The sequence below is a fragment of the Pseudomonas sp. GW821-FHT01E05 genome, from assembly GCF_059422425.1.
Genome location: NZ_JBWKWW010000015.1, coordinates 65,920 through 87,064, shown reverse-complemented (window position 1 = coordinate 87,064; position 21,145 = coordinate 65,920). Strand labels below are relative to the sequence as shown.

22 protein-coding genes, 5 tRNA genes and 1 pseudogene are annotated in these 21,145 nt (G+C 57.2%); 21 read left to right on the top strand and 7 right to left on the bottom strand.

The annotated features are described in order from the left end of the window. Positions 1-14: 14 nt before the first annotated feature. The 7 genes from purF to AC07W5_RS26545 all read left to right on the top strand — a co-directional run bounded on the left by purF (position 15) and on the right by AC07W5_RS26545 (position 4,255). The gene (gene purF / locus AC07W5_RS26575) at positions 15-1,520 is read left to right on the top strand and encodes an amidophosphoribosyltransferase (RefSeq protein ID WP_494994696.1); all 1,506 of its coding nucleotides are present in this window, start codon (positions 15-17) and stop codon (positions 1,518-1,520) included. A 30-nt stretch (positions 1,521-1,550) separates the two neighbouring features. After that, positions 1,551-2,762, top strand: coding sequence for an O-succinylhomoserine sulfhydrylase (locus tag AC07W5_RS26570; RefSeq protein ID WP_495024610.1), 1,212 nt, complete (start codon positions 1,551-1,553; stop codon positions 2,760-2,762). Between the two features lie 11 nt (positions 2,763-2,773). After that, positions 2,774-3,532, top strand: a complete 759-nt coding sequence (locus AC07W5_RS26565; RefSeq protein ID WP_495011825.1) for an SDR family oxidoreductase — start codon at positions 2,774-2,776, stop codon at positions 3,530-3,532. A gap of 160 nt (positions 3,533-3,692) precedes the next feature. Beyond that, a tRNA-Val gene (locus AC07W5_RS26560) sits at positions 3,693-3,768 on the top strand. 56 nt (positions 3,769-3,824) lie between these two features. Beyond that, positions 3,825-3,901: transfer RNA gene (locus AC07W5_RS26555), tRNA-Asp, on the top strand. A gap of 100 nt (positions 3,902-4,001) precedes the next feature. Continuing rightward, positions 4,002-4,078, top strand: a tRNA-Asp gene (locus AC07W5_RS26550). A 100-nt stretch (positions 4,079-4,178) separates the two neighbouring features. Further along, a tRNA-Asp gene (locus AC07W5_RS26545) sits at positions 4,179-4,255 on the top strand. 430 nt (positions 4,256-4,685) lie between these two features. On the opposite strand, the gene AC07W5_RS26540 is transcribed toward AC07W5_RS26545, so the two are convergent. Next, on the bottom strand, positions 4,686-5,969 hold the full coding sequence (locus tag AC07W5_RS26540) for an NAD(P)/FAD-dependent oxidoreductase (protein WP_495024609.1): 1,284 nt from the start codon (positions 5,967-5,969) through the stop codon (positions 4,686-4,688). Positions 5,970-6,152: 183 nt separating this feature from the next. Between AC07W5_RS26540 and AC07W5_RS26535 the strand changes: the two genes are divergently transcribed. After that, a tRNA-Val gene (locus tag AC07W5_RS26535) sits at positions 6,153-6,229 on the top strand. Positions 6,230-6,485: 256 nt separating this feature from the next. Next, positions 6,486-6,701, top strand: a complete 216-nt coding sequence (locus AC07W5_RS26530; RefSeq protein ID WP_495024608.1) for a hypothetical protein — start codon at positions 6,486-6,488, stop codon at positions 6,699-6,701. Positions 6,702-6,792: 91 nt separating this feature from the next. Here AC07W5_RS26530 and AC07W5_RS26525 read toward each other — a convergent pair whose 3' ends face one another. Then, positions 6,793-6,915, bottom strand: a complete 123-nt coding sequence (locus AC07W5_RS26525) for a hypothetical protein (RefSeq protein WP_495024607.1) — start codon at positions 6,913-6,915, stop codon at positions 6,793-6,795. A gap of 486 nt (positions 6,916-7,401) precedes the next feature. Continuing rightward, on the bottom strand, positions 7,402-7,980 hold the full coding sequence (locus tag AC07W5_RS26520; protein WP_494994701.1) for a DUF4337 domain-containing protein: 579 nt from the start codon (positions 7,978-7,980) through the stop codon (positions 7,402-7,404). A 296-nt stretch (positions 7,981-8,276) separates the two neighbouring features. Between AC07W5_RS26520 and AC07W5_RS26515 the strand changes: the two genes are divergently transcribed. Further along, positions 8,277-8,732, top strand: coding sequence for a DUF2214 family protein (locus tag AC07W5_RS26515; protein ID WP_495024606.1), 456 nt, complete (start codon positions 8,277-8,279; stop codon positions 8,730-8,732). 185 nt (positions 8,733-8,917) lie between these two features. After that, positions 8,918-9,612 (top strand): annotated as a pseudogene (locus tag AC07W5_RS26510) (YoaK family protein). Positions 9,613-9,682: 70 nt separating this feature from the next. On the opposite strand, the gene csrA reads toward AC07W5_RS26510, so the two are convergent. Continuing rightward, positions 9,683-9,877 carry a carbon storage regulator CsrA gene (gene csrA, locus AC07W5_RS26505; protein WP_007920550.1) on the bottom strand — a complete coding sequence of 65 codons (195 nt, stop codon included), beginning with the start codon at positions 9,875-9,877 and terminating at the stop codon, positions 9,683-9,685. 247 nt (positions 9,878-10,124) lie between these two features. On the opposite strand from csrA, the gene AC07W5_RS26500 reads away from it, so the two are divergent. Next, positions 10,125-10,496 (top strand): SPOR domain-containing protein, encoded by a 372-nt coding sequence (locus AC07W5_RS26500; protein ID WP_495024605.1) that lies wholly within the window; start codon positions 10,125-10,127, stop codon positions 10,494-10,496. Between the two features lie 132 nt (positions 10,497-10,628). On the opposite strand, the gene AC07W5_RS26495 is transcribed toward AC07W5_RS26500, so the two are convergent. Together AC07W5_RS26495 and AC07W5_RS26490 are read right to left on the bottom strand one after the other, a co-directional pair. Continuing rightward, positions 10,629-10,907 carry a DUF1654 domain-containing protein gene (locus AC07W5_RS26495; RefSeq protein ID WP_494994704.1) on the bottom strand — a complete coding sequence of 93 codons (279 nt, stop codon included), beginning with the start codon at positions 10,905-10,907 and terminating at the stop codon, positions 10,629-10,631. 214 nt (positions 10,908-11,121) lie between these two features. Next, positions 11,122-12,210, bottom strand: coding sequence for an asparaginase (locus AC07W5_RS26490; RefSeq protein WP_494994705.1), 1,089 nt, complete (start codon positions 12,208-12,210; stop codon positions 11,122-11,124). Positions 12,211-12,777: 567 nt separating this feature from the next. Between AC07W5_RS26490 and AC07W5_RS26485 the strand changes: the two genes are divergently transcribed. From AC07W5_RS26485 to AC07W5_RS26455, 7 genes are read left to right on the top strand one after another with little or no spacing between them, the layout of a single operon-like run. After that, the gene (locus AC07W5_RS26485; protein WP_494994706.1) at positions 12,778-13,734 is read left to right on the top strand and encodes a sugar ABC transporter substrate-binding protein; all 957 of its coding nucleotides are present in this window, start codon (positions 12,778-12,780) and stop codon (positions 13,732-13,734) included. 57 nt (positions 13,735-13,791) lie between these two features. Next, positions 13,792-15,345, top strand: a complete 1,554-nt coding sequence (locus tag AC07W5_RS26480) for a sugar ABC transporter ATP-binding protein (RefSeq protein ID WP_495024604.1) — start codon at positions 13,792-13,794, stop codon at positions 15,343-15,345. Further along, complete coding sequence (locus tag AC07W5_RS26475) at positions 15,342-16,319, top strand: ABC transporter permease (RefSeq protein ID WP_494994708.1); 978 nt, start codon at positions 15,342-15,344, stop codon at positions 16,317-16,319. The genes AC07W5_RS26480 and AC07W5_RS26475 overlap by 4 nt, the downstream gene beginning before the upstream one ends. A gap of 3 nt (positions 16,320-16,322) precedes the next feature. Next, positions 16,323-17,342 (top strand): LacI family DNA-binding transcriptional regulator, encoded by a 1,020-nt coding sequence (locus AC07W5_RS26470; protein ID WP_495024603.1) that lies wholly within the window; start codon positions 16,323-16,325, stop codon positions 17,340-17,342. 23 nt (positions 17,343-17,365) lie between these two features. Further along, positions 17,366-18,283: a ribokinase gene (gene rbsK, locus AC07W5_RS26465; RefSeq protein WP_495024602.1), complete on the top strand. Its 918-nt coding sequence runs from the start codon at positions 17,366-17,368 to the stop codon at positions 18,281-18,283. Beyond that, positions 18,280-18,684 carry a D-ribose pyranase gene (gene rbsD / locus AC07W5_RS26460; RefSeq protein WP_494994711.1) on the top strand — a complete coding sequence of 135 codons (405 nt, stop codon included), beginning with the start codon at positions 18,280-18,282 and terminating at the stop codon, positions 18,682-18,684. Before rbsK ends, rbsD begins: the two co-directional genes overlap by 4 nt. 43 nt (positions 18,685-18,727) lie before the next feature. Next, positions 18,728-19,756: a nucleoside hydrolase gene (locus tag AC07W5_RS26455; RefSeq protein ID WP_495024601.1), complete on the top strand. Its 1,029-nt coding sequence runs from the start codon at positions 18,728-18,730 to the stop codon at positions 19,754-19,756. 34 nt (positions 19,757-19,790) lie between these two features. Here AC07W5_RS26455 and AC07W5_RS26450 read toward each other — a convergent pair whose 3' ends face one another. Continuing rightward, entirely contained in the window at positions 19,791-20,003 is a 213-nt protein-coding gene (locus AC07W5_RS26450; RefSeq protein WP_495011698.1) for a hypothetical protein, read from the bottom strand. Between the two features lie 164 nt (positions 20,004-20,167). Here AC07W5_RS26450 and AC07W5_RS26445 point away from each other — a divergent pair, with 164 nt between their 5' ends. Beyond that, on the top strand, positions 20,168-20,473 hold the full coding sequence (locus AC07W5_RS26445) for a hypothetical protein (RefSeq protein ID WP_494994841.1): 306 nt from the start codon (positions 20,168-20,170) through the stop codon (positions 20,471-20,473). A 292-nt stretch (positions 20,474-20,765) separates the two neighbouring features. Continuing rightward, positions 20,766-21,077, top strand: a complete 312-nt coding sequence (locus AC07W5_RS26440; RefSeq protein ID WP_495024600.1) for an I78 family peptidase inhibitor — start codon at positions 20,766-20,768, stop codon at positions 21,075-21,077. Positions 21,078-21,145 lie beyond the last annotated feature (68 nt).

Here is a 21,145-nt window from a genome sequence, read left to right as displayed (position 1 = left end):
AGGGGTTGCGTCGCATGTGTGGCATCGTCGGTATCGTCGGTAAGTCGAACGTCAATCAGGCGCTGTATGACGCGCTAACCGTCCTCCAACACCGCGGCCAGGACGCTGCCGGTATCGTGACCAGTCATGACGGCCGGTTATTCCTGCGCAAGGACAATGGCCTGGTCCGTGATGTGTTCCATCAACGGCATATGCAGCGCCTGGTCGGTCACATGGGCATTGGCCATGTGCGTTACCCGACCGCGGGCAGCTCGACCTCGGCCGAAGCTCAACCGTTTTACGTCAACTCGCCTTACGGCATTACCCTGGCGCACAACGGTAACCTGACCAACGTTGAACAACTGGCCAAGGAGATTTACGAATCTGACCTGCGCCATGTCAACACCAACTCCGATTCGGAAGTCCTGCTCAACGTGTTCGCTCACGAGCTGGCCCAGCGCGGCAAGTTGCAGCCAACCGAAGAAGACGTTTTCGCCGCCGTAACCGACGTGCACAATCGCTGCGTGGGTGGTTATGCCGTGGTTGCGATGATCACCGGTTATGGCATCGTCGGTTTCCGTGACCCGCACGGCATTCGTCCGATCGTCTTCGGTCAGCGTCATACCGATGAAGGCGTCGAGTACATGATCGCCTCGGAAAGCGTTTCCCTGGACGTGCTTGGTTTCACCCTGATTCGCGACCTGGCACCGGGCGAAGCGGTCTACATCACTGAAGACGGCAAGCTGCACACCCGTCAGTGCGCGACCAATCCGAAGCTCACACCTTGCATCTTCGAACATGTCTACCTGGCGCGTCCGGACTCGATCATCGACGGCGTTTCGGTCTACAAGGCTCGCCTGCGCATGGGTGAGAAGCTTGCGGACAAGATCCTGCGTGAGCGTCCACAGCACGATATCGACGTGGTTATCCCGATTCCGGACACCAGCCGTACGGCTGCACTGGAGCTGGCTAACCACCTGGGCGTGAAGTTCCGCGAAGGTTTCGTGAAGAACCGCTACATCGGCCGGACCTTCATCATGCCGGGCCAGGCAGCACGGAAAAAGTCCGTGCGCCAGAAGCTCAACGCAATCGAGCTCGAATTCCGTGGCAAGAACGTGATGCTGGTGGATGACTCCATCGTTCGTGGCACCACCTGCAAGCAGATCATTCAGATGGCCCGTGAAGCGGGTGCGAAGAATGTCTACTTCTGCTCGGCGGCACCGGCTGTTCGCTACCCGAACGTCTACGGTATCGACATGCCGAGCGCCCACGAGCTGATCGCACACAATCGTACCACCCAGGACGTTGCCGATCTGATCGGTGCCGACTGGCTGGTCTATCAGGACCTGCCGGACCTGATCGAAGCGGTTGGCGGTGGCAAGGTCAAGATCGAGAGCTTCGACTGCGCGGTGTTCGACGGCAAGTACGTCACCGGCGATATCGACGAGACCTACCTGAACAAGATCGAGCAGGCGCGTAACGATGCCTCCAAGGTCAAGACTCAGGCCGTCAGCGCGATCATCGACCTGTACAACAACTGATTTGGAATACAAGACTAAGGAGTAGGCAGCATGAGTCAGGATTGGGATGCCGGTCGGCTGGACAGCGACCTCGATGGCGTAGCTTTCGATACCCTGGCCGTGCGCGCCGGTCAGCACCGTACGCCGGAAGGTGAGCACGGTGATCCGATGTTCTTCACCTCCAGTTACGTGTTCCGCACGGCCGCCGATGCGGCTGCGCGGTTCGCCGGTGAAGTGCCGGGCAACGTCTACTCGCGTTACACCAACCCTACGGTGCGGTCGTTCGAAGAGCGTATCGCAGCGCTGGAGGGTGCCGAGCAAGCGGTTGCCACGGCAACCGGCATGGCAGCCATCCTGGCGGTGGTCATGAGCCTGTGCAGCGCCGGTGATCATGTGCTGGTGTCGCGCAGTGTGTTCGGCTCGACCATCAGTCTGTTCGAAAAGTATTTCAAGCGCTTTGGTATCGAAGTCGATTACGTGCCCCTGGCGGACTTGTCCGGTTGGGATGCGGCAATCAAGGCCAATACCAAATTGCTCTTTGTTGAATCACCGTCCAACCCGCTGGCCGAATTGGTGGATATCGCGGCATTGTCCGGGATTGCCCATGCCAAGGGTGCGATGCTGGTCGTCGACAACTGCTTCTGTACGCCGGCGCTGCAACAGCCGTTGAAGCTGGGTGCGGACGTGGTGGTGCATTCGGCCACCAAGTTCATTGATGGCCAGGGCCGTTGCATGGGGGGCGTGGTTGCCGGTCGCAGCGAGCAGATGAAAGAAGTGGTTGGTTTCCTGCGTACTGCCGGGCCGACCCTGAGTCCATTCAATGCCTGGATTTTCCTCAAGGGCCTGGAAACGCTGAACCTGCGTATGCGCGCTCACTGTTCCAGCGCTCAGGTTCTGGCTGAATGGCTGGAGCAGCAGGACGGGATCGAGAAGGTGCATTACGCCGGCCTCAAGAGCCATCCACAGCATGAGTTGGCCCGGCGTCAGCAGCGTGGCTTCGGTGCGGTGGTGAGTTTCGAGGTCAAGGGTGGCAAAGAGGGGGCCTGGCGTTTCATCGATGCAACCCGACTGATTTCGATCACCGCGAACCTGGGCGACAGCAAAACCACCATCACTCATCCGAGCACCACCTCTCACGGCCGTTTGGCGCCGCAAGAGCGTGAGGCTGCCGGGATTCGTGACAGCCTGATCCGCGTTGCGGTCGGTCTGGAAGATGTCGCTGACTTGCAAGTGGATCTGGCGCGCGGGTTGGCTGCCTTGTGATCGATTTGTCCATGGGGGCGAGTAGCACCAATGGTCGTGTCGCGCTGGTTACCGGCGCGGCGCGTGGCATCGGTCTGGGGATTGCGGCCTGGCTGATCAGCGAAGGCTGGCAGGTGGTGCTGACTGATCTTGACCGCGTGCGTGGCTCCAGGGTCGCCAAGGTCCTCGGTGAAAGCGCCTGGTTCATCACCATGGATGTGGCGGATGAGCAGCAAGTCGCCTTGGGCGTTGCCGAGGTGCTTGGTCAGTTCGGGCGCCTTGATGCGCTGGTTTGCAATGCGGCGGTGGCCGAACCGCGCAATATCACGCTGGAAAGTCTTGATTTGGCTTACTGGAATCGTGTTCTGGCGGTGAACCTCAGTGGGCCGATGTTGCTGGCCAAACACTGCGCGCCTTATCTGCGTGCTCACGCGGGTGCCATCGTCAATCTGGCCTCGACCCGCGCCGGGCAATCGGAGCCGGATACCGAGGCCTATGCGGCGAGCAAGGGCGGGCTGCTGGCGCTGACGCATGCGCTGGCGATCAGTCTGGGTCCGGAGATTCGGGTCAATGCGGTCAGTCCTGGCTGGATCGATGCCCGAGACCCGGCTGCGCGCCGTGCCGAGCCGCTGACGGACGCTGATCATGCTCAGCACCCGGCGGGCAGGGTAGGGACGGTTGAGGACGTGGCGGCGATGGTGGCCTGGCTGCTGTCGAAGAATGCGGGTTTTGTCACGGGCCAGGAGTTTGTGGTCGATGGTGGCATGACCAAGAAAATGATTTATCGGTAGGAGCGCAGCTTGCTCGCGATGCGGCTTGCGCGATCGAGCTGTTCGAATGGAAGGCTGTCCGGGAAAGATAAACTTATTTTGTCTTTTTCAGAAAAACTTCAAGCAGGGTATTGACTTAGCTTCGGTATCTGCGTAAATTTCGCGGCCTCAACGAAGCAAAGGGTGATTAGCTCAGCTGGGAGAGCATCTGCCTTACAAGCAGAGGGTCGGCGGTTCGATCCCGTCATCACCCACCACTTCTTGAGAGTCTTTCGAAAGAAAGATGGAAGCTTTTAAAAGCCTCCACCGACGCGCAGCGGTAGTTCAGTCGGTTAGAATACCGGCCTGTCACGCCGGGGGTCGCGGGTTCGAGTCCCGTCCGCTGCGCCATATTTTCCAGATCGGGTTTTCCCGGTTTGAGATTGAAAAGCCTAGAGCTTTCCAGTCAGATGATTTCAAAGGTTCAAATGGACGCAAGTCCAAGCGATACGCAGCGGTAGTTCAGTCGGTTAGAATACCGGCCTGTCACGCCGGGGGTCGCGGGTTCGAGTCCCGTCCGCTGCGCCATATTTTCCAGATCGGGTTTTCCCGGTTTGAGATTGAAAAGCCTAGAGCTTTCCAGTCAGATGATTTCAAAGGTTCAAATGGACGCAAGTCCAAGCGATACGCAGCGGTAGTTCAGTCGGTTAGAATACCGGCCTGTCACGCCGGGGGTCGCGGGTTCGAGTCCCGTCCGCTGCGCCATATCTGCCTCAAGGCCCACTGAACGCCTTGAAGCTACGAAGAAAGCCGATGGCTGCTTCTGATTGATAGCAAAGACCCTGGTCGAAAGACCGGGGTTTTTTGTATCCGGGATTTGGCTTTCTTTTGCTTCTGGTTCCAGAAATTTTCTCGAATTGAATAAAACAACACCCCGCTGACTGGCGCAATGCTGTTCAGTTAAGGAATTTCTGGCTCCGCACATTCCCCGTAGCAGCTGCCGAAGGCTGCGTTCGGCTGCGCAGCAGTCGCAAATCATGCAACCACGGTCAACCTGTAACACCACAGTGCCTGATTTTACGACCGCTACGCAGTCGAACGCAGGCTTCGCCAGCTGCTACGGATCGCGTCGTCGCCTTAACTGAACGGCATTACGCTGACTGGTGGGGTTTTGTTTTTGTTGTGTTCGTGTAAATCACAAGTCGTATTTATCCCGCAGGCCGTAGTACCAGGCGCCTAATGCGGCGAATGGGGTGCGCAGCATTTGCCCGCCAGGGAAAGGGTAGTGCGGCAGGTCGGCAAAGGCGTCAAAACGCTCTGCCTGGCCTCGCAGAGCCTCAGCCAGGACTTTGCCCGCCAGATGGGTGTAGGTCACGCCATGGCCGCTACAGCCCTGCGAGTAATAGATGTTGTTACCCAGGCGTCCGACTTGCGGAAGGCGCGACAAAGTCAGCAGAAAGTTGCCGGTCCACGCGTAATCAATCTTCACGTCTTTGAGCTGCGGGAAGGCCTTGAGCATCTTCGGTCGAATGATCGCTTCGATATTCGCTGGATCTCTCGCGCCATAGACCACACCGCCGCCGAAGATCAGGCGCTTGTCACTTGAAAGACGGTAGTAGTCGAGCAGGTAGTTGCAGTCTTCGACACAGTAGTCCTGCGGCAGCAGGCTTTTCGCCAATTCATCGCTCAAGGGTTCGGTGGTGATGACCTGGGTGCCGCAGGGCATCGACTTGGCTGCCAGTTCCGGAACCAGATTGCCCAGATAGGCGTTACCGGCGACGATGATGAACCTGGCCCTGACTTTGCCTTGCGGCGAGTGCACGACCGGATTGGCGCCGCGCTCGATGCGTATGGCGGGCGATTGCTCATAAATGGTTCCGCCCAGCGACTCCACTGCAGCGGCTTCGCCAAGGGCGAGGTTGAGCGGGTGCATATGTCCGCCGCTCATGTCGAGCATGCCGCCCACGTATTGGTCGCAGGCCACCACCTCGCGGATGCGGCGCTGATCCAGCAGTTCCAGTTGAGTGTGGCCGAAACGCTCCCAAAGGCGCTTCTGCGACTCCAGGTGGCCCATCTGTTTGCTGGTGATTGCGGCAAATACGCCGCCGTCCTTCAGATCGCACTGGATCTGGTACCTGGCCACGCGCTCGCGGATGATCTTGCCGCCCTCGAACGCCATCTGGCCGAGCAACTGTGCCTGCTTGGGGCCGACGCTGCGCTCGATGACGTCGATGTCGCGGCTGTAGCTGTTGACGATTTGGCCGCCATTGCGGCCCGAGGCGCCGAAGCCGACCTTGGCCGCTTCCAGGACGGTCACCCGAAAACCGTTCTCCAGCAGAAACAGCGCGCTGGAGAGGCCTGTGTAGCCTGCACCGATCACGCAGACATCAGTCTCTACCTCATCCTGTAGCGATGGGCGCGGCGCAACCGCGTTAGCCGATGCGGCGTAATAGGACTTCGGATAGGGGGTGTTCACCATCCTGCAACCTCTGTTTTATATTTTTTACGAGTGCATCGATCCTACCTGAGTTAAAAATAGGCTACCAGCCAACGAAAAATCTTCTTTGTGGCCCTGAAAATAAAAAATTCGCATATTCATAGGCTTAGCTGCAAAAAAGGTGTTGACACCCCTCCGGAATTCCGTAGAATGCCGCCTCACAGCAGGCACGTAGCTCAGTTGGTTAGAGCACCACCTTGACATGGTGGGGGTCGTTGGTTCGAGTCCAATCGCGCCTACCAAACAAAATCCGCTCTGCTGGGCGGTCTAGAAGGGTCAACCGAGAGGTTGGCCCTTTTTTGCGTCTGGCGTTTGCAAAACTTTTTCACCCCCCCACTCAGGACGCCAGTCAGGCGTGGGGGGCGTCGCGTGCCTTGCTGAACTCCCTGGCCAGGTAGTTTGGGGGCTGACAAAAAAATCGATGCACGATGATTCCTTGCCGATTGGTGCTCAAGTGGTTACGGGTCAATACTTCTCACCTGTCTTGGGAGAATCTCTATGAACCGGCGAGAAGAATTTTTGGCGAAAGTATTAGAGGTTCATCATGAATATGAGCAGGCTACGATCGTCATCCACAAAATAATGAGTGAGAACAAAGCCACAGGCCCCGAGTGGGATGCTGCCGTAGCGCGGCAGATTACAGCCCTTGATGCCTGGATGGAATTGCCAGGGGAATACAGCAATTTCAAGCAAGATGATGGACCAAGCCGCTAATGTAAACGCGATGCATGCTGCCTCCTGAGCTTCGGTCGGTTTCCGAATGAGCCCAAGCCGCACACTATCCCGAACGATCAGAATGTCGTCGTCATAGCCCCAAGGGGGCCTGCGACCGTCTTGTTGCGAAAAAACTGGCGATCACCTGGATGAACTCGTTGGCGATGATGCGCTTAATGCGCTGCTGGTCGATGGTTTTGTTTTCTGTGGGCATGGGGATACCTCGTCGGGGATCGGCTACAGTTGACTGCTCATCGAAATGGAGATCGAAAATGAGGTGCTTGATCTGCAAGGGCGCAGCCAAAGAGGTTCTGTCAGTCGGTGAGTTCGAGGAAAGAGACTGCCCTGGCTGCGGGCGCTACTGCATTTCTCGAGCACTGGTCACTGACATGGTGAAGCGAAATCAAAATCTTGATGTGGTGCGCACAAGAATTTTTTTGGCGTCACGTAGAGTTATCGGTGTTGTCCCGGCGATAACGCCATTCGATGTTGCTTATAACCAACTGATTGTCACCTGAACAGGCGGCTGCTGAGGCGTTCAGCGCACAATAGGTGAGGGTGGGTCAGGCGGGTTCATTCGAGCAAATGCCCGCCCATTCATTACCTCTGATCGAAGGTGCCCAGGGTCAGTTGGGCCTGGCTCTCACATTGGCTTGTTGAAATTCATATTTGAACCAGGCGTATCGGGGGCTCATCCGGTTTATATATGTAACCAGGCCAGAGTACCCAGCACTACACTGGCTCCCGCCGCACTATAGGCGACCCTTTTCAGCCATTCCTTGCGCGTCAGCAAGGTAATCGCCGCCAGCGAAATGGCAATCTGAATTGCCGTCATCGCCTGGGCCCAGCGGTGGTGCTGATGCAATGCCAATTCTGACTTTTCATCCCACTCGCGAGCCTCTGCCTCGAGTGCTTCTGCTTTCTGGCGCACCACTTCTTTTTCATCTTTATAGCGTTGCGCTTCGGCGGTGTAGTGTGCGGCATCGACGCCAGGGATATGGATCGCCAATTCAGACAGGTTTTGCCGGCTGGATTTGGCCTGGTAATAATTCCACTGGTTGGAGGCTTCGGTTTTCTTGATGGCGGCGTTGTTCTTGTCCATTGCCGCTTCGCTCTCCGTGGAGCCCGCCTGATAGCTGAGCAAGGCACCTATGGTCGCCATGATCGCCGTCATCACCGCTATCTTGCTGGCGAAATTATCGCCGTGGGCATGGGCGTTTTTGGTGACGTGTTCCAGATGTTCTTCATGGGGGCTGGGGACTTCGAACTCTTCAGACATGGACTTTGATCTTTGGGGTTGGACAGGTATTGAAGTGTAAATGGACTGATCGCCAAAGGCTCTATATCAATGGAAAACTGTCGAGTCGAGGTGACGAATTGTTGGCTTTTCGGATCGTGCTCGTTCGCCACGACGCAGGGGAGGGTAAAGCAAGGTGCTTTTATCGACGGTTTGCCGCTTCAAAAATGGGAATTAGACATGGCTAAGGCGTTGCAGCTGGTTTAAGCAGCGCTGTGTTTTATGGGCTACTACTGTCAGGCCGATATTCTTTTCTTCATGGATGGGAGGTCAAGTCGATGCTTGCGCACTGGTTCCTTGCGGCAATTCATCTTCTGGCATTTGCAACGGGGTTCGCGGCGGTGCTCGCTCGCGGAGCGGCTTTGCGTCGTGTCGCTGTGAGCGCCACTGAGGTCCGGAATGTATTGTTTGTGGATAACTGCTGGGGAATCTCGGCGGCGATTCTTTTGGTCACCGGTGCGGTTCGCGCCTTTGGCGGGTACGAAAAAGGCACGGACTACTACCTGCACCAGCCACTGTTTCATCTCAAGATGACGTTGTTTATCGTTATTTTGCTGCTTGAGACTGCTCCGATGGTCGCCCTGATCAAATGGCGGATCGCCTTGAGTCGAGGGCGTACGATTGACGTTCGGCGTGCGACGCTATTCGCCAGGATCAGCCACATTGAGGCATTGCTGATTGTTCTCATGGTGGTAGCGGCGACCGGCATGGCTCGTGGGCTGGTGTCCGGCTAGCAGTTTGCAGGGCTGTCGAAGAGTGCTGCGACAGAAATCGCAACCTTCTTCGCGGGCAGCCGGGTTTTCCGGTGCTTGAACCCCATGGATATGTGCTGCGATTCAATCAGGATCCTGGTCTCACGTCTGTTGATGGCCAACAGGCTTGGCACATTTGATTGAAAGCTGCGCTACAAGGAAAAGCCATGTCGTCCATTCGCCGCTTTCTCGCGCCGGCACTGAGTTTTAACGGCGGCTTCGTTGATACGCTGGGGTTTCTGGCGTTGCAGGGATTGTTTACCGCGCACGTGACCGGGAACTTTGTCACGCTGGGGGTCAGTATCGTGCACGGTACTTCCGGGGCGCTGGCCAAGTTGTTGGCATTGCCGGTTTTTGCCCTGGTGGGGGGTTGTCCCATTTGGCGGCGGTGGCCATTCACGCCCGAGGCTGGGCGCCGTTACGCATTCTGCTCATTGCGCATACGCTGTTGCTGGCCGCGTTTGGAGGGCTTGCCCTATGGCTGGGACCTTTCCCCGATGGGGACAGCGCCGCGGCATTGTTGACGGGCATGACTGGCGTCGCGGCCATGGCGATTCAAAATGCTGTTTCCCGTCAGCACATGAAAGGAGCGCCGCCCACCACGCTCATGACAGGGAACGTGACTCAGTTCGCCATCGACCTCTTTGCTTTGATAGCTCAGCGCAATGCCGCTGAAAGAGCGGCGATCATTCAGCGCTTGAAGCCGATCGGAATGAATCTGTTGGGGTTTGCCGTGGGTTGCATCAGTGCAGCGCTGCTGTACCTGGCGTGCGGGTTCTGGTCTGTGTTGGTTGCAGTGGCTGTGGCAGCCTGGACATGCGCCGCTGCCAAGGAGGAGGGATGGAGGGTCGAGGCAAAATGATCAGGCAAGAGCATGCTCGGGTTTTTCGCCAGCCATCGCTGTGAGAGGAGAGGCTGGCTACTGATGAGGCTCAGGGAGTCTCGCGTTTGTCCGGCGCAGTCAGTCCTGCCTGGATACGCTGATAAATCTCTTCGCGATGTACGGCTACGTCTTTCGGAGCGTTGATACCAATCCTGACCTGTTGGCCACTAACGCCCAGAATGGTGATCGTAATATCGTCACCAATGTTTATGCTTTCACCGACTTTGCGGGTGAGTATCAGCATGATCTTCTCCTTGATTGCTTTGTAGGGCACCTGATTCAGATAATGCAGATGTCGGTAGTATGTATAGATTACTGCGAAGTGCCACTGTAGGTGCCTCTTTCAGACGCGTAGCCACTGTATTAATTTCCAAGCTGTAACTATACAGGGCCTATACACATCATTCTCGTTGTTTTCGGGCAGGTTTGTCGCGTCCATGGGGTGGTCGTGGGTGGTAAAATCGTCGACTTGAATTTTCGAGGGGAAGGCTGTGCGTAAACTGGCGATGGTAATGGCGGTGTTGGTGCTGGCAGGCTGCGGTGAAGGAACCGGCGTCGAGCACAAGGCCGCGTCTTCGGCGGCTTCAGCTGCACAATCTCCGGCGGCTGCGGCAGCGCCCCAGTGGGATGTCGAGGTTAGAGGGGACACCTTGCAGGCCGTGAGCGATTTGACCGGCTGGTTGATCGAACACGGCTTCATTTGCTATGTGACCACCGCCGGCGGCAAACAGCGGATTCTGGTCGGCCCTTTCAGTTCGAAAGCCGAAGCCGAAGCCAGGCAGGTTCAACTGACAGCCAGTCTGGAGCGAGCCAAAAAGCGCAACGTCGAGTCAGTGGTGGTTGAGCATAGCGCGGCTCAGTGATCGGTCATCCCGGCAAGTCTGAAAACAAAAAAGGCCTCGAGACAGTTTGTCCGGGGCCTTTGCGTTTGAGCAGTGGTTCAGCCGCAGGCTTTCATGTCCACTGCTGGTGCCAGCAAACGGACAATCATTGACTCAGTCTTCCTTCGGCACGACCCAGAAAATGTGCACGCCGCCATCGTCGCGATAGGCGAGGGTGACGTTATCGTTCTCGGCAATCTCTTCGAGCAGGCGCTCCCATTCATCCACGGGTTCGTCCGGGAGACGGAAGATCAATGCGGCTTTGGCTGTTTGTGCGGTGGGGGAGTTAATGATTTTCTGAACGCGCAAACCGAGTCGTTCGTATGCGCCTGGAGATGTAGTTGTTGCTGAGGTATTGGCCACGGAACAATCCTTATTTAGCTGTATGTGCATACAGTATTTAACTGTAGGATTTTTCGCAACTGCTTAAGATTCCAGAAAACCCTCTGACAGCGATTTATTCCGTTTGGTGTAAGTCGATTGATTTTTTCGAGAAAGGGGGGGCGCAGCGGTGCTGGGCGGGATCAGCAAGTGGGGGTAGAACCACTCACCGTTAAAGGTGAGTGGTGCGACAGATGCCCGACCTGATCAGGTCGGGCGATGTGAATCAATATTCCCAGAACATCCGCTGCAGATCTTTGCTGTCCTGAGTCTTGGTCAGGGCGACCATCGTCAGGATGCGGGCTTTTTGCGGGTTCAGGTCATGGGCGACGACCCAGTCGTATTTGTCATCAGGCTGCTCTGCGTTGCGCAGTACAAAACCCCCGGCATTTACGTGGGAAGAGCGAATGATCTGTACGCCATCCTTGCGCAGTGCCTGCAAGGTTGGAACAACGCTCGAAGAGACCGAGCCATTACCGGTGCCGGCATGAATGATGGCTTTAGCGCCCGATTGAGCCAGGGCCTTGTAGGCGGTGCCGCTGACATTGCCGTAGGAATAGGCGATTTCGACGTCAGGCAGGCTCTTGATGGTTTTGATGTCGAATTCAGAATCCATGGTGTGACGCTTGGCTGGCAGGCGGAACCAATAGGATTTGCCTTCGACCACCATACCCAGCGGACCCCAGGCGCTTTTGAAGGCCTCGGTCTTGAGGTTGATCATCTTGCTGACATCACGGCCCGACTGGATTTCATCGTTCATGGTAACCAGCACGCCCTTGCCGCGCGCATCTTTGCTGCTGGCAACCGCGACGGCGTTGTACAGGTTCAGCATGCCGTCAGCAGACATGGCGGTGCCTGGGCGCATCGAGCCAACGACGATGATTGGCTTGTCGGTTTTCTCGACCAGGTTAAGGAAGTATGCAGTCTCCTCCAGCGTGTCGGTACCGTGAGTAATGACGATGCCATCGACGTCTTTGCTGTCGGCCAGTTCAGCGACACGGCGACCCAGTTGCAGCAGGTTTTCGTTGGTGATGCTTTCCGACGCGATTTGCATGACTTGTTCGCCACGCACATTGGCCAATTGGCTCAGCTCGGGAACACCGGCAATCAACTTATCGACACCCACTTTGGCCGCTTGATAAGTGGCGCTGTTGGCGGTACTGGCACCAGCCCCGGCGATTGTCCCGCCGGTCGCGAGAATTACGACGTTAGCCAGTTTTTGTTTGGCTTCGACTTCTTTTGCTTGCAGTGCGGTAGGGAGCAGCAACAGGAGGGCCAAAGCGCCCGGAACAAAGGTATTGAAAGCAGATTTCATTATTTTTTCTCTTGTTGTAATGAAGGTGCTGATGCGGGTTTATCAAGACACGCCCCGGGCAGATCTGAATGCCGTGGGGTCCTGGAGGAGAGCAGGATCTGTACCAGATGTACTTTGATTGGCTTGTTAATATAAGTAGTTGATATTTATCAATTTTTTATTTTGAATTTGATTTTTCGTACAGGCCTGCGTCCGGCTTTCCGACGATATGGACGCTTTACGTTCGGCTCTCCGAAAAAAAAGGCTACGGCAAATGTCGATGGGGCCTGGCACATGCCGGGCGGGGATGACGAAGAGAGTGGCAAGGCCAACGCGTCGGCCAGGATTTCTTCGGGGTGTTAGCGAACTCTGCGCACGCGCTCTTAAAACGGGAAGTTCTGGCCGTTGACAAATGACAGCCGGATTCGCATAGTTCGATCCAGGCAAACGTTTGCGCGTGTTTCCAGGTGATCTTTTATGATCAGCCTGGAAATCTTGTCTCGATCCAGTGCCGCTGCGTTTAACGGCTGTCGAAGCGTGATCCAGTGCAAGCGTTGCTCACAATAATCATAAGAACGGAGTGAACCCATGAAGCTGCCATTCGCTGGACGTCTTCTTGCTGTCGCTGTGCTCGCAGCCGCATCCGCCGCGCTGCCTCTTTCCCCGGCCTTCGCCGACACCCCTGAAAAACCTAAAGTCGCCCTGGTCATGAAATCCCTGGCCAACGAATTCTTCCTGACCATGGAAGACGGCGCCAAGAGCTACCAGAAAGAGCATTCCGCAGATTTCGATTTGATTTCCAACGGGATCAAAGACGAGACGGACACTGCCAACCAGATTCGCATCGTCGAGCAGATGATCGTTTCCAGGGTCAACGCACTGATCATCGCGCCAGCCGACTCGAAAGCGATGGTGCCGGTGATCAAGAAGGCGGTCGACGCCGGCATCACGGTCATCAACATCGATAACCAGCTGGATGTCGGTGTGCTCAAAAGCAAAAACATCAGCGTACCTTTCGTAGGGCCGGACAACCGCAAGGGTGCTCGCCTGGTCGGTGAGTACCTGGCCAGGCAGCTGAAGGCCGGTGACGAAGTCGGCATCATCGAAGGTGTTTCCACCACCACCAATGCTCAGCAGCGTACCGCAGGCTTCAAGGATGCAATGGAGGCTGCGCAGATCAAGGTGGTTTCTCTGCAATCCGGTGACTGGGAAATCAACGCCGGCAACCGCGTCGCCGCCGCCATGCTGAGCGAGTATCCGAACCTCAAGGCATTGTTGGCCGGTAATGACAGCATGGCGGTCGGCGCTGTGTCGGCGGTGCGCGCAGCAGGGAAGGCGGGCAAGGTTCAAGTGGTGGGTTACGACAACATCAATGCCATCAAACCAATGCTCAACGATGGTCGTGTGCTGGCTACCGCTGACCAGTTTGCCGCCAGGCAGGCCGTATTCGGTATCGAAACGGCGCTGAAAATCCTCAAGGGTGAGAAGGTCGACGGCGCGGCTAACGGCGTAATCGAAACTCCGGTTGAACTGGTCACCAAATAGTCATTCTGGCGGCACAACGGCGCTCGCTCATCCGGGCGGGCGCATGGAGAGTTTCTTATGTCAGTTTGCACCCCGAACGCTGTCCTTTCGGTCAGCGGTATCGGCAAGACCTATGCTCAGCCGGTGCTGACCAATATCGACCTGACGCTGATGCGCGGTGAAGTGCTGGCGTTGACCGGTGAAAACGGCGCTGGCAAAAGCACCCTGTCGAAAATCATCGGCGGCCTGGTCACACCGACCGCGGGTCAGATGCAGTTCAACGGTCAGGATTACCGGCCCGGCAGTCGCACGCAGGCCGAAGAGCTAGGGATCCGCATGGTCATGCAGGAGCTCAACCTGCTGCCGACCCTGTCCGTCGCCGAAAACCTGTTTCTGCACAATCTACCCAGCCTTGGCGGCTGGATCAGTCGCAAGCAACTGCGCAAGGCGGCTATAGAAGCGATGGCTCAGGTCGGGCTGGATTCGATCGATCCGGACACGCTGGTCGGCGAGTTGGGCATTGGTCACCAGCAAATGGTCGAAATCGCCCGCAACCTGATTGGCGATTGTCATGTGTTGATCCTCGATGAGCCGACCGCAATGCTGACGGCCCGCGAAGTCGAAATGCTCTTCGAACAAATCACCCGCCTGCAAGCGCGCGGAGTGGCGATCATCTACATCTCCCATCGACTGGAAGAACTGGCCCGTGTCGCACAACGCATTGCAGTGCTGCGTGACGGTTATCTGGTCTGCGTCGAGCCAATGGCCAATTACAACAGTGAGCAACTGGTCAACCTGATGGTTGGCCGCGAACTGGGCGAGCACATTGACCTGGGACCACGCCAGATTGGCGCTCCTGCCTTGACGGTCAAAGGGCTCACCCGTTCGGACAAGGTTCGCGATGTCTCCTTTGAAGTGCGCAGCGGCGAGATTTTCGGTATTTCCGGGTTGATTGGGGCCGGGCGCACCGAGCTATTGCGGTTGATCTTTGGTGCTGACATCGCAGACAGCGGCACAGTCGCGCTGGGGTCACCTGCACAGGTCGTCAGCATTCGCTCACCGGTCGATGCGGTGGGACACGGGATTGCCCTGATCACTGAAGATCGCAAGGGCGAAGGCCTGCTGCTGAGCCAATCGATTAGCGCCAATATTGCCTTGGGCAACATGCCGGTCATCTCCAGTGCCGGCATCGTCAACGGCGATGACGAGTCGGCCCTGGCTCAGCGTCAGATCGACGCCATGCGGATTCGCAGTACCAGCCCGTCACAGTTGGTGTCCGAACTGTCCGGCGGCAATCAACAGAAAGTCGTGATCGGCCGCTGGCTTGAGCGAGATTGCTCGGTACTGCTGTTCGACGAGCCGACCCGAGGGATCGACGTTGGCGCCAAGTTCGATATCTATGGCTTGCTGGGTGAATTGACCCGCCAGGGCAAGGCATTGGTGGTGGTCTCCAGTGATCTGCGCGAGTTGATGCTGATCTGCGACCGGATTGGTGTACTTTCCGCCGGGCGCTTGATCGAGACCTTCGAGCGCGACCGTTGGACTCAGGATGAACTACTTGCTGCCGCATTTGCCGGCTACCAAAAACGTGATGCGTTGCTCAATGAAGCGGCGCCTAGGGACATTTCATGACAACTGCTACTTCTGTCAGCATACGCAGGGGCAACTATTATGGTCTGGGCACTTATCTGGGCCTGGCCGGTGCCTTGCTGGCGATGATTGCCCTGTTCTCGACCTTGAGCAGTCACTTCCTCTCCTACGACACTTTCAGCACGCTGGCCAACCAGATTCCGGATTTGATGGTGTTGGCTGTCGGCATGACCTTTGTATTGATCATTGGCGGTATCGACCTTTCAGTCGGTTCGGTGCTCGCGTTGGCGGCATCGGCGGTCAGCGTGGCGGTCCTCGGCTGGGGCTGGAGTGTCTTGCCGGCAGCCTTGCTCGGCATGGCCGTCGCCGCTCTGGCTGGCACCATCACCGGTTCGATCACCGTGGCCTGGCGCATTCCTTCGTTCATCGTTTCGCTGGGTGTGCTGGAAATGGCTCGCGGTCTGGCTTACCAGATGACTGGCTCGCGCACCGCCTATATCGGTGATGCGTTCGCCTGGCTGTCCAACCCGATTGCCCTGGGCATTTCGCCGTCGTTCATCATTGCGTTGTTGATCATATTCATCGCTCAGGCAGTGTTGACGCGCACGGTGTTCGGTCGTTACCTGATCGGCATTGGTACCAACGAAGAAGCGGTGCGTCTGGCGGGTATCAACCCAAAGCCTTACAAGATTCTGGTATTCAGTCTGATGGGGCTGCTGGCCGGTGTGGCGGCGCTGTTTCAGATCTCCCGTCTGGAGGCCGCGGACCCGAATGCCGGTTCCGGGCTGGAGCTGCAAGTGATCGCGGCTGTAGTGATCGGCGGCACCAGCCTCATGGGCGGGCGCGGTTCGGTCATCAGTACCTTTTTTGGCGTCTTGATCATTTCCGTGCTGGCGGCAGGTCTCGCACAAATCGGTGCAACCGAGCCGACCAAACGCATCATCACTGGCGCGGTAATCGTGGTGGCGGTAGTGCTCGATACTTATCGCAGTCAACGCGCAAGTCGGCGGGCCTGAATCATGGCAACAATCAAAGATGTGGCTGCACTGGCGGGGATTTCCTACACCACGGTTTCTCATGTGGTGAACAAAACGCGGCCAGTCAGTGAAGAGGTCAGGGTCAAGGTCGAGGCGGCGATCAAGCGCCTGGACTACGTGCCCAGTGCCGTGGCCCGTTCGTTGAAGGCCAAGACCACCGCGACCATCGGTTTGCTGGTGCCCAACAGCCTCAACCCGTACTTCGCCGAACTGGCCCGGGGCATCGAGGATTACTGCGAGCGTAATGGCTACTGCGTGATTCTGTGCAACTCCGATGACAACCCGGACAAGCAGCGCAGTTATCTGCGGGTGCTGCTGGAAAAGCGGATCGATGGCTTGATCGTCGCTTCGGCTGGCGGTGACGCCGGCCTGGCTGCAGGTCTGGCCGCCGTGCGCACGCCTATGGTGATTGTCGATCGGGGGCTGGAGGGGATTGATGCGGATCTGGTGCGCATCGATCACGAATACGGTGCCTATCTGGCGACGCGACACCTGCTCAAGCTGGGGCATCGGGACATCGCCTGCATCGGCGGTCCGGCGCATACCAGTGTGGCGCAGATGCGCCTGGCCGGTTACTGCCGGGCGCTGAAAGAGGCAGGCGTCGAGGTGCCACAACAGCGAATGCTGGAAAGCGACTTCACCAGTACCGGCGGTTATAGCGCTGCTGCGCTGCTGTTGGAAAAGAATCCGCCCAGCGCCATATTTGCCGGTAACGACATGATCGGAATCGGTGTATTGCGTGCGGCGGCCGAGCGCAATATCCGTGTACCGAGCGAACTCTCGGTCATTGGTTTCGACGATATCCAGATGAGTCGGTATGTCTATCCGGCGTTAACGACGGTGGGCCAGTCGATCCTGCAGTTGGGCGAGATGGCGGCGGAGCGCCTGTTGCGACGGATCGCAAACCCGGAGCAGGCGACCGATCAGCGCATCGTGACACCCAACATTGTCTTGCGAGAGTCGACTGCGCCGCTTGCCGGCGTTTTCGCTGAATGCCGCTGAAACGAATTGACGAGTACTGATGTATGCCAGCAAAAGTAGTGGTTGTAGGTAGCCTGAACATGGACCTGGTGACCCGGGCCGAGCGGCTGCCCCGGGCCGGTGAAACACTGATTGGCGAGTCGTTTGCCACCGTCTCGGGCGGCAAGGGGGCGAACCAGGCCGTTGCTTCGGCACGACTGGGAGCTGAAGTATCGATGGTTGGCTGTGTCGGTGCCGATGCGTATGGCGAGCAACTGCGAGCGGCGCTGGTGGCTGAACAAATCGATTGTCAGGCGGTGAGAACCGTCGAAGGCTCCAGTGGCGTGGCGCTGATCGTGGTCGATGACAGCAGCCAGAATGCGATCGTGATCGTCGCCGGCGCTAACGGGCTGCTCGCGCCTGAAGTGGTTGCAGGTTATGACGTGGTGTTGCAGGCGGCCGATGTGATCATTTGCCAGCTCGAAGTGCCCATGCAGACCGTTGGTTACACCCTCAAGCGCGGTCGTGAACTGGGCAAGACCGTGATCCTTAATCCAGCCCCGGCGAGCCGTCCACTTCCGGCTGACTGGTATTCGTCCATCGATTACCTGATCCCTAACGAAAGTGAGGCGTCGGCCCTGAGCGGCATGCCGGTGGATTCGCTGGAAACCGCTGAAGCCGCCGCGAGTCGATTGATTGCTGCCGGCGCTGGCAAAGTCATCATTACCCTCGGAGCCCAGGGGTCGTTGTTCGCCGATGGGCAGAGCTTCGAGCACTTCCCGGCGCCCAGGGTCAAGGCGCTCGACACGACAGCAGCGGGAGATACGTTCGTCGGCGGTTTTGCCGCGGCACTGGCGGCCGGCAAAAGCGAAGCCCAGGCCATTCGCTTCGGTCAGGTCGCGGCCGCGCTGTCGGTCACTCGAGCGGGCGCGCAGCCTTCCATTCCCACCTTGTCCGACGTACAGGCCATTAGCCCCTCATGAAAAAGACACCTTTGCTCAACATCGCGTTGTCGCGATTGATTGCCTCCCTGGGTCATGGCGACAGGGTGGTGATCGGCGATGCCGGTTTGCCTGTGCCGCCGGGTGTCGAGTTGATCGATCTGGCGTTGACCAAGGGCATTCCGGACTTCGTCAGCACCTTGCAGATCGTGCTCAGCGAAATGCAGGTGCAAAGCCATGTGCTGGCTGAAGAAATCCTGCTAAAACAACCTCCCGCGCTTCAGGTGATTGACGAGCTGACGGCCAAGGCTGAATTGGGCCAGCGCACGTTACTGAGTCATGACGCATTCAAAATCCTTACCCGACAAGCACGTGCGATTATTCGTACGGGTGAATGTCAGCCGTACTGCAACATTGTGCTGGTCGCAGGTGTAACGTTTTAGCTCGCTGTATCTCAACCTGTTTTTCACGCGCAAGGAGTGCGCCATGTACCACTATGCTCAAATAGTGCAATACCTGATCCGGAGTCTGCTGCTTTTGTCATTGATCACCGCCACAAACGCCCGGGCGGCGGAAAAAATCGATTTGATCATAGACACCGATCCGGGTGCCGATGACGTCGTTGCCTTGTTGTTTGCCCTGGCTTCGCCCGAGGAACTGAACATTCGTGCGCTCACTACCGTTGCCGGCAATGTGCGACTGGACAAGACCTCGCGTAATGCACGCCTGGCCCGTGAGTGGGCAGGGCGCGAAGAAGTGCCGGTTTATGCGGGTGCGACCAAACCATTGTTGCGTACACCGATCTACGCCGAGGATATCCACGGCGAGGAGGGTATCTCGGGTGTAACGGTGCACGAACCCAGGGAAGGCCTGGCCAACGGCAGCGCGATCGACTACCTGATCGACACCTTGCGCGCAGCCAAACCCCACAGCATCACCATTGCCATGCTGGGTCCGCAGACCAATCTGGCACTGGCGCTGAATCAGGCACCGGACATTACCCGGGGCATCAAGGAAGTGGTGGTCATGGGGGGCGCGCACTTCAACGGCGGTAACATTACCCCGGTCGCCGAATTCAATCTGTTCGCCGATCCGCAGGCTGCTGAAGTCGTCCTTAAAAGCGCTGTCAAACTGACCTACCTGCCACTGGACGTGACCCACAAGGTGCTGACCAGTGAGGCGCGCCTGCAACAGATCGCTGCACTGGGCAACAATGCCAGCAAGGTGGTGGGCGCAATCCTCAACGAGTACATCAAAGGCGACATGGAGCACTATGGCATCCCGGGTGGTCCGGTGCATGACGCCACGGTCGTCGCTTATCTGCTCAAGCCGGAGTTGTTCACCGGTCGTCAGGTAAACATGGTGGTCGACAGCCGTGAAGGGCCGACCTTTGGTCAGACCATTGTCGACTGGTACGACGGCCTGAAGCAGGAAAAGAACGTGTTCTGGGTTCAGGACGCTGATGCACAAGGCTTCTTCGACTTACTCACGGCACGTCTCGCTCGTCTTGCATAAGTTTCAGCCCCGCAAGTGTCCAGCCTGTGGGGTGTTACTCCTTTTCGGTGCGTGGCGTGTCCATAGTGTTGTTTGGGTGTTTTTCGAATATTTGAGCGATAAATGCCTGGGCCGCCTGCGTTCCCAATTCCTTGATCAACAGGTCGATACCGATGATCGCCAGCTCTTCAGGGCTGCCAGGACTGTAGGAGCAGTGGCCTTCAGGCCATTTGGCTTTGATGTCGGCGTCGATGGTTATGGTTGTCATGATGAACTCGCAAAGTCTGAATAGGCCGGGTAATGCCTGGAGGTCTATCCGGGTGGTTTTGGTTGTGTTGAGTTAAACATCTTGCGAGGCTTTTGGCACTCCGTCTTAGGCATGAGGAGAGGGCTATGCGACACTTGAGCTTTGATTATTTCAAGGAAAACACTTTGCAGATCGATTTGAGCACTCCTGACGGTTTGACGCTTGAGGCTGTGCGCCAACTGTTGGCTTCTGCCAGCGATGATGCGCATACCCAGTTGCGGGTCACCAAGGCCGGTATTGCCTATATTTCTTCAGGTGTCGTGGGCGGTACCGATATTGAAGGTCTATTGTTTCGTCTGGAAACCTGGGCGAAGGGATCTGGCTATGTCGGAGCGGTAGCTGCAAGTGATGCGGTCTGGGTCATGCAGATATTCAATGCACTCAAGCAGAACTGGCCAAATCCACCGCTCGACTACATCGACATCTACTGATCATTGCTCATATTCAGTCACGATTGCGCAGTGAACATTGCCTCAGGGTTGAGGCAGACTTGCCGCTGTGTGAAATCAAACCCTGTAGGAGCGAGCTTGCTCCGGGCGGCGTTCCGACGATGGACTCAAGGGCGATGCGTTTATTCAGAAAACACGCGTCATCGTTAACATCCATCGCGAGCAATCGAGCGTCGACCGGCTGCTCCTACAACAGCACCTCAGTGCTCCGTTGAAACCAACAGCCAAAATGGCTGTCGCACGATCTCTGTCCATTTTTGAAAAAGGAGGCCTCATGCCTTGGAAGCTCGCGTCATTCGGAACTTTGTTAGCAGCAGTTATCCTGTCGGGGTGCAGCACTTCCGATTCGGTAAAGGATTCTGTGGTTACCGAGACCGGGCACAGTCGCTGTGAGGCTAAAGGCGCCGAATTCGCCATTGGCAAGAAGGCCTCGCCTGAGCTCCTGGAGCAAGCCCGTACGCATTCAGGTGCGCAGTACGCGCGAGTCCTCAGGCCGAGCGACATGGTGACTCTGGAGTACCGCTCGGAGCGCCTGAATCTCAACACCGATGAAAACCTGGTGATCACTCGCGTCAACTGCGGCTGATCGCTTCCGGCTTTTCTCAGGCGCATAAAAAACCCCGTCACATGGACGGGGTTTTTTTAGCCAGCCGA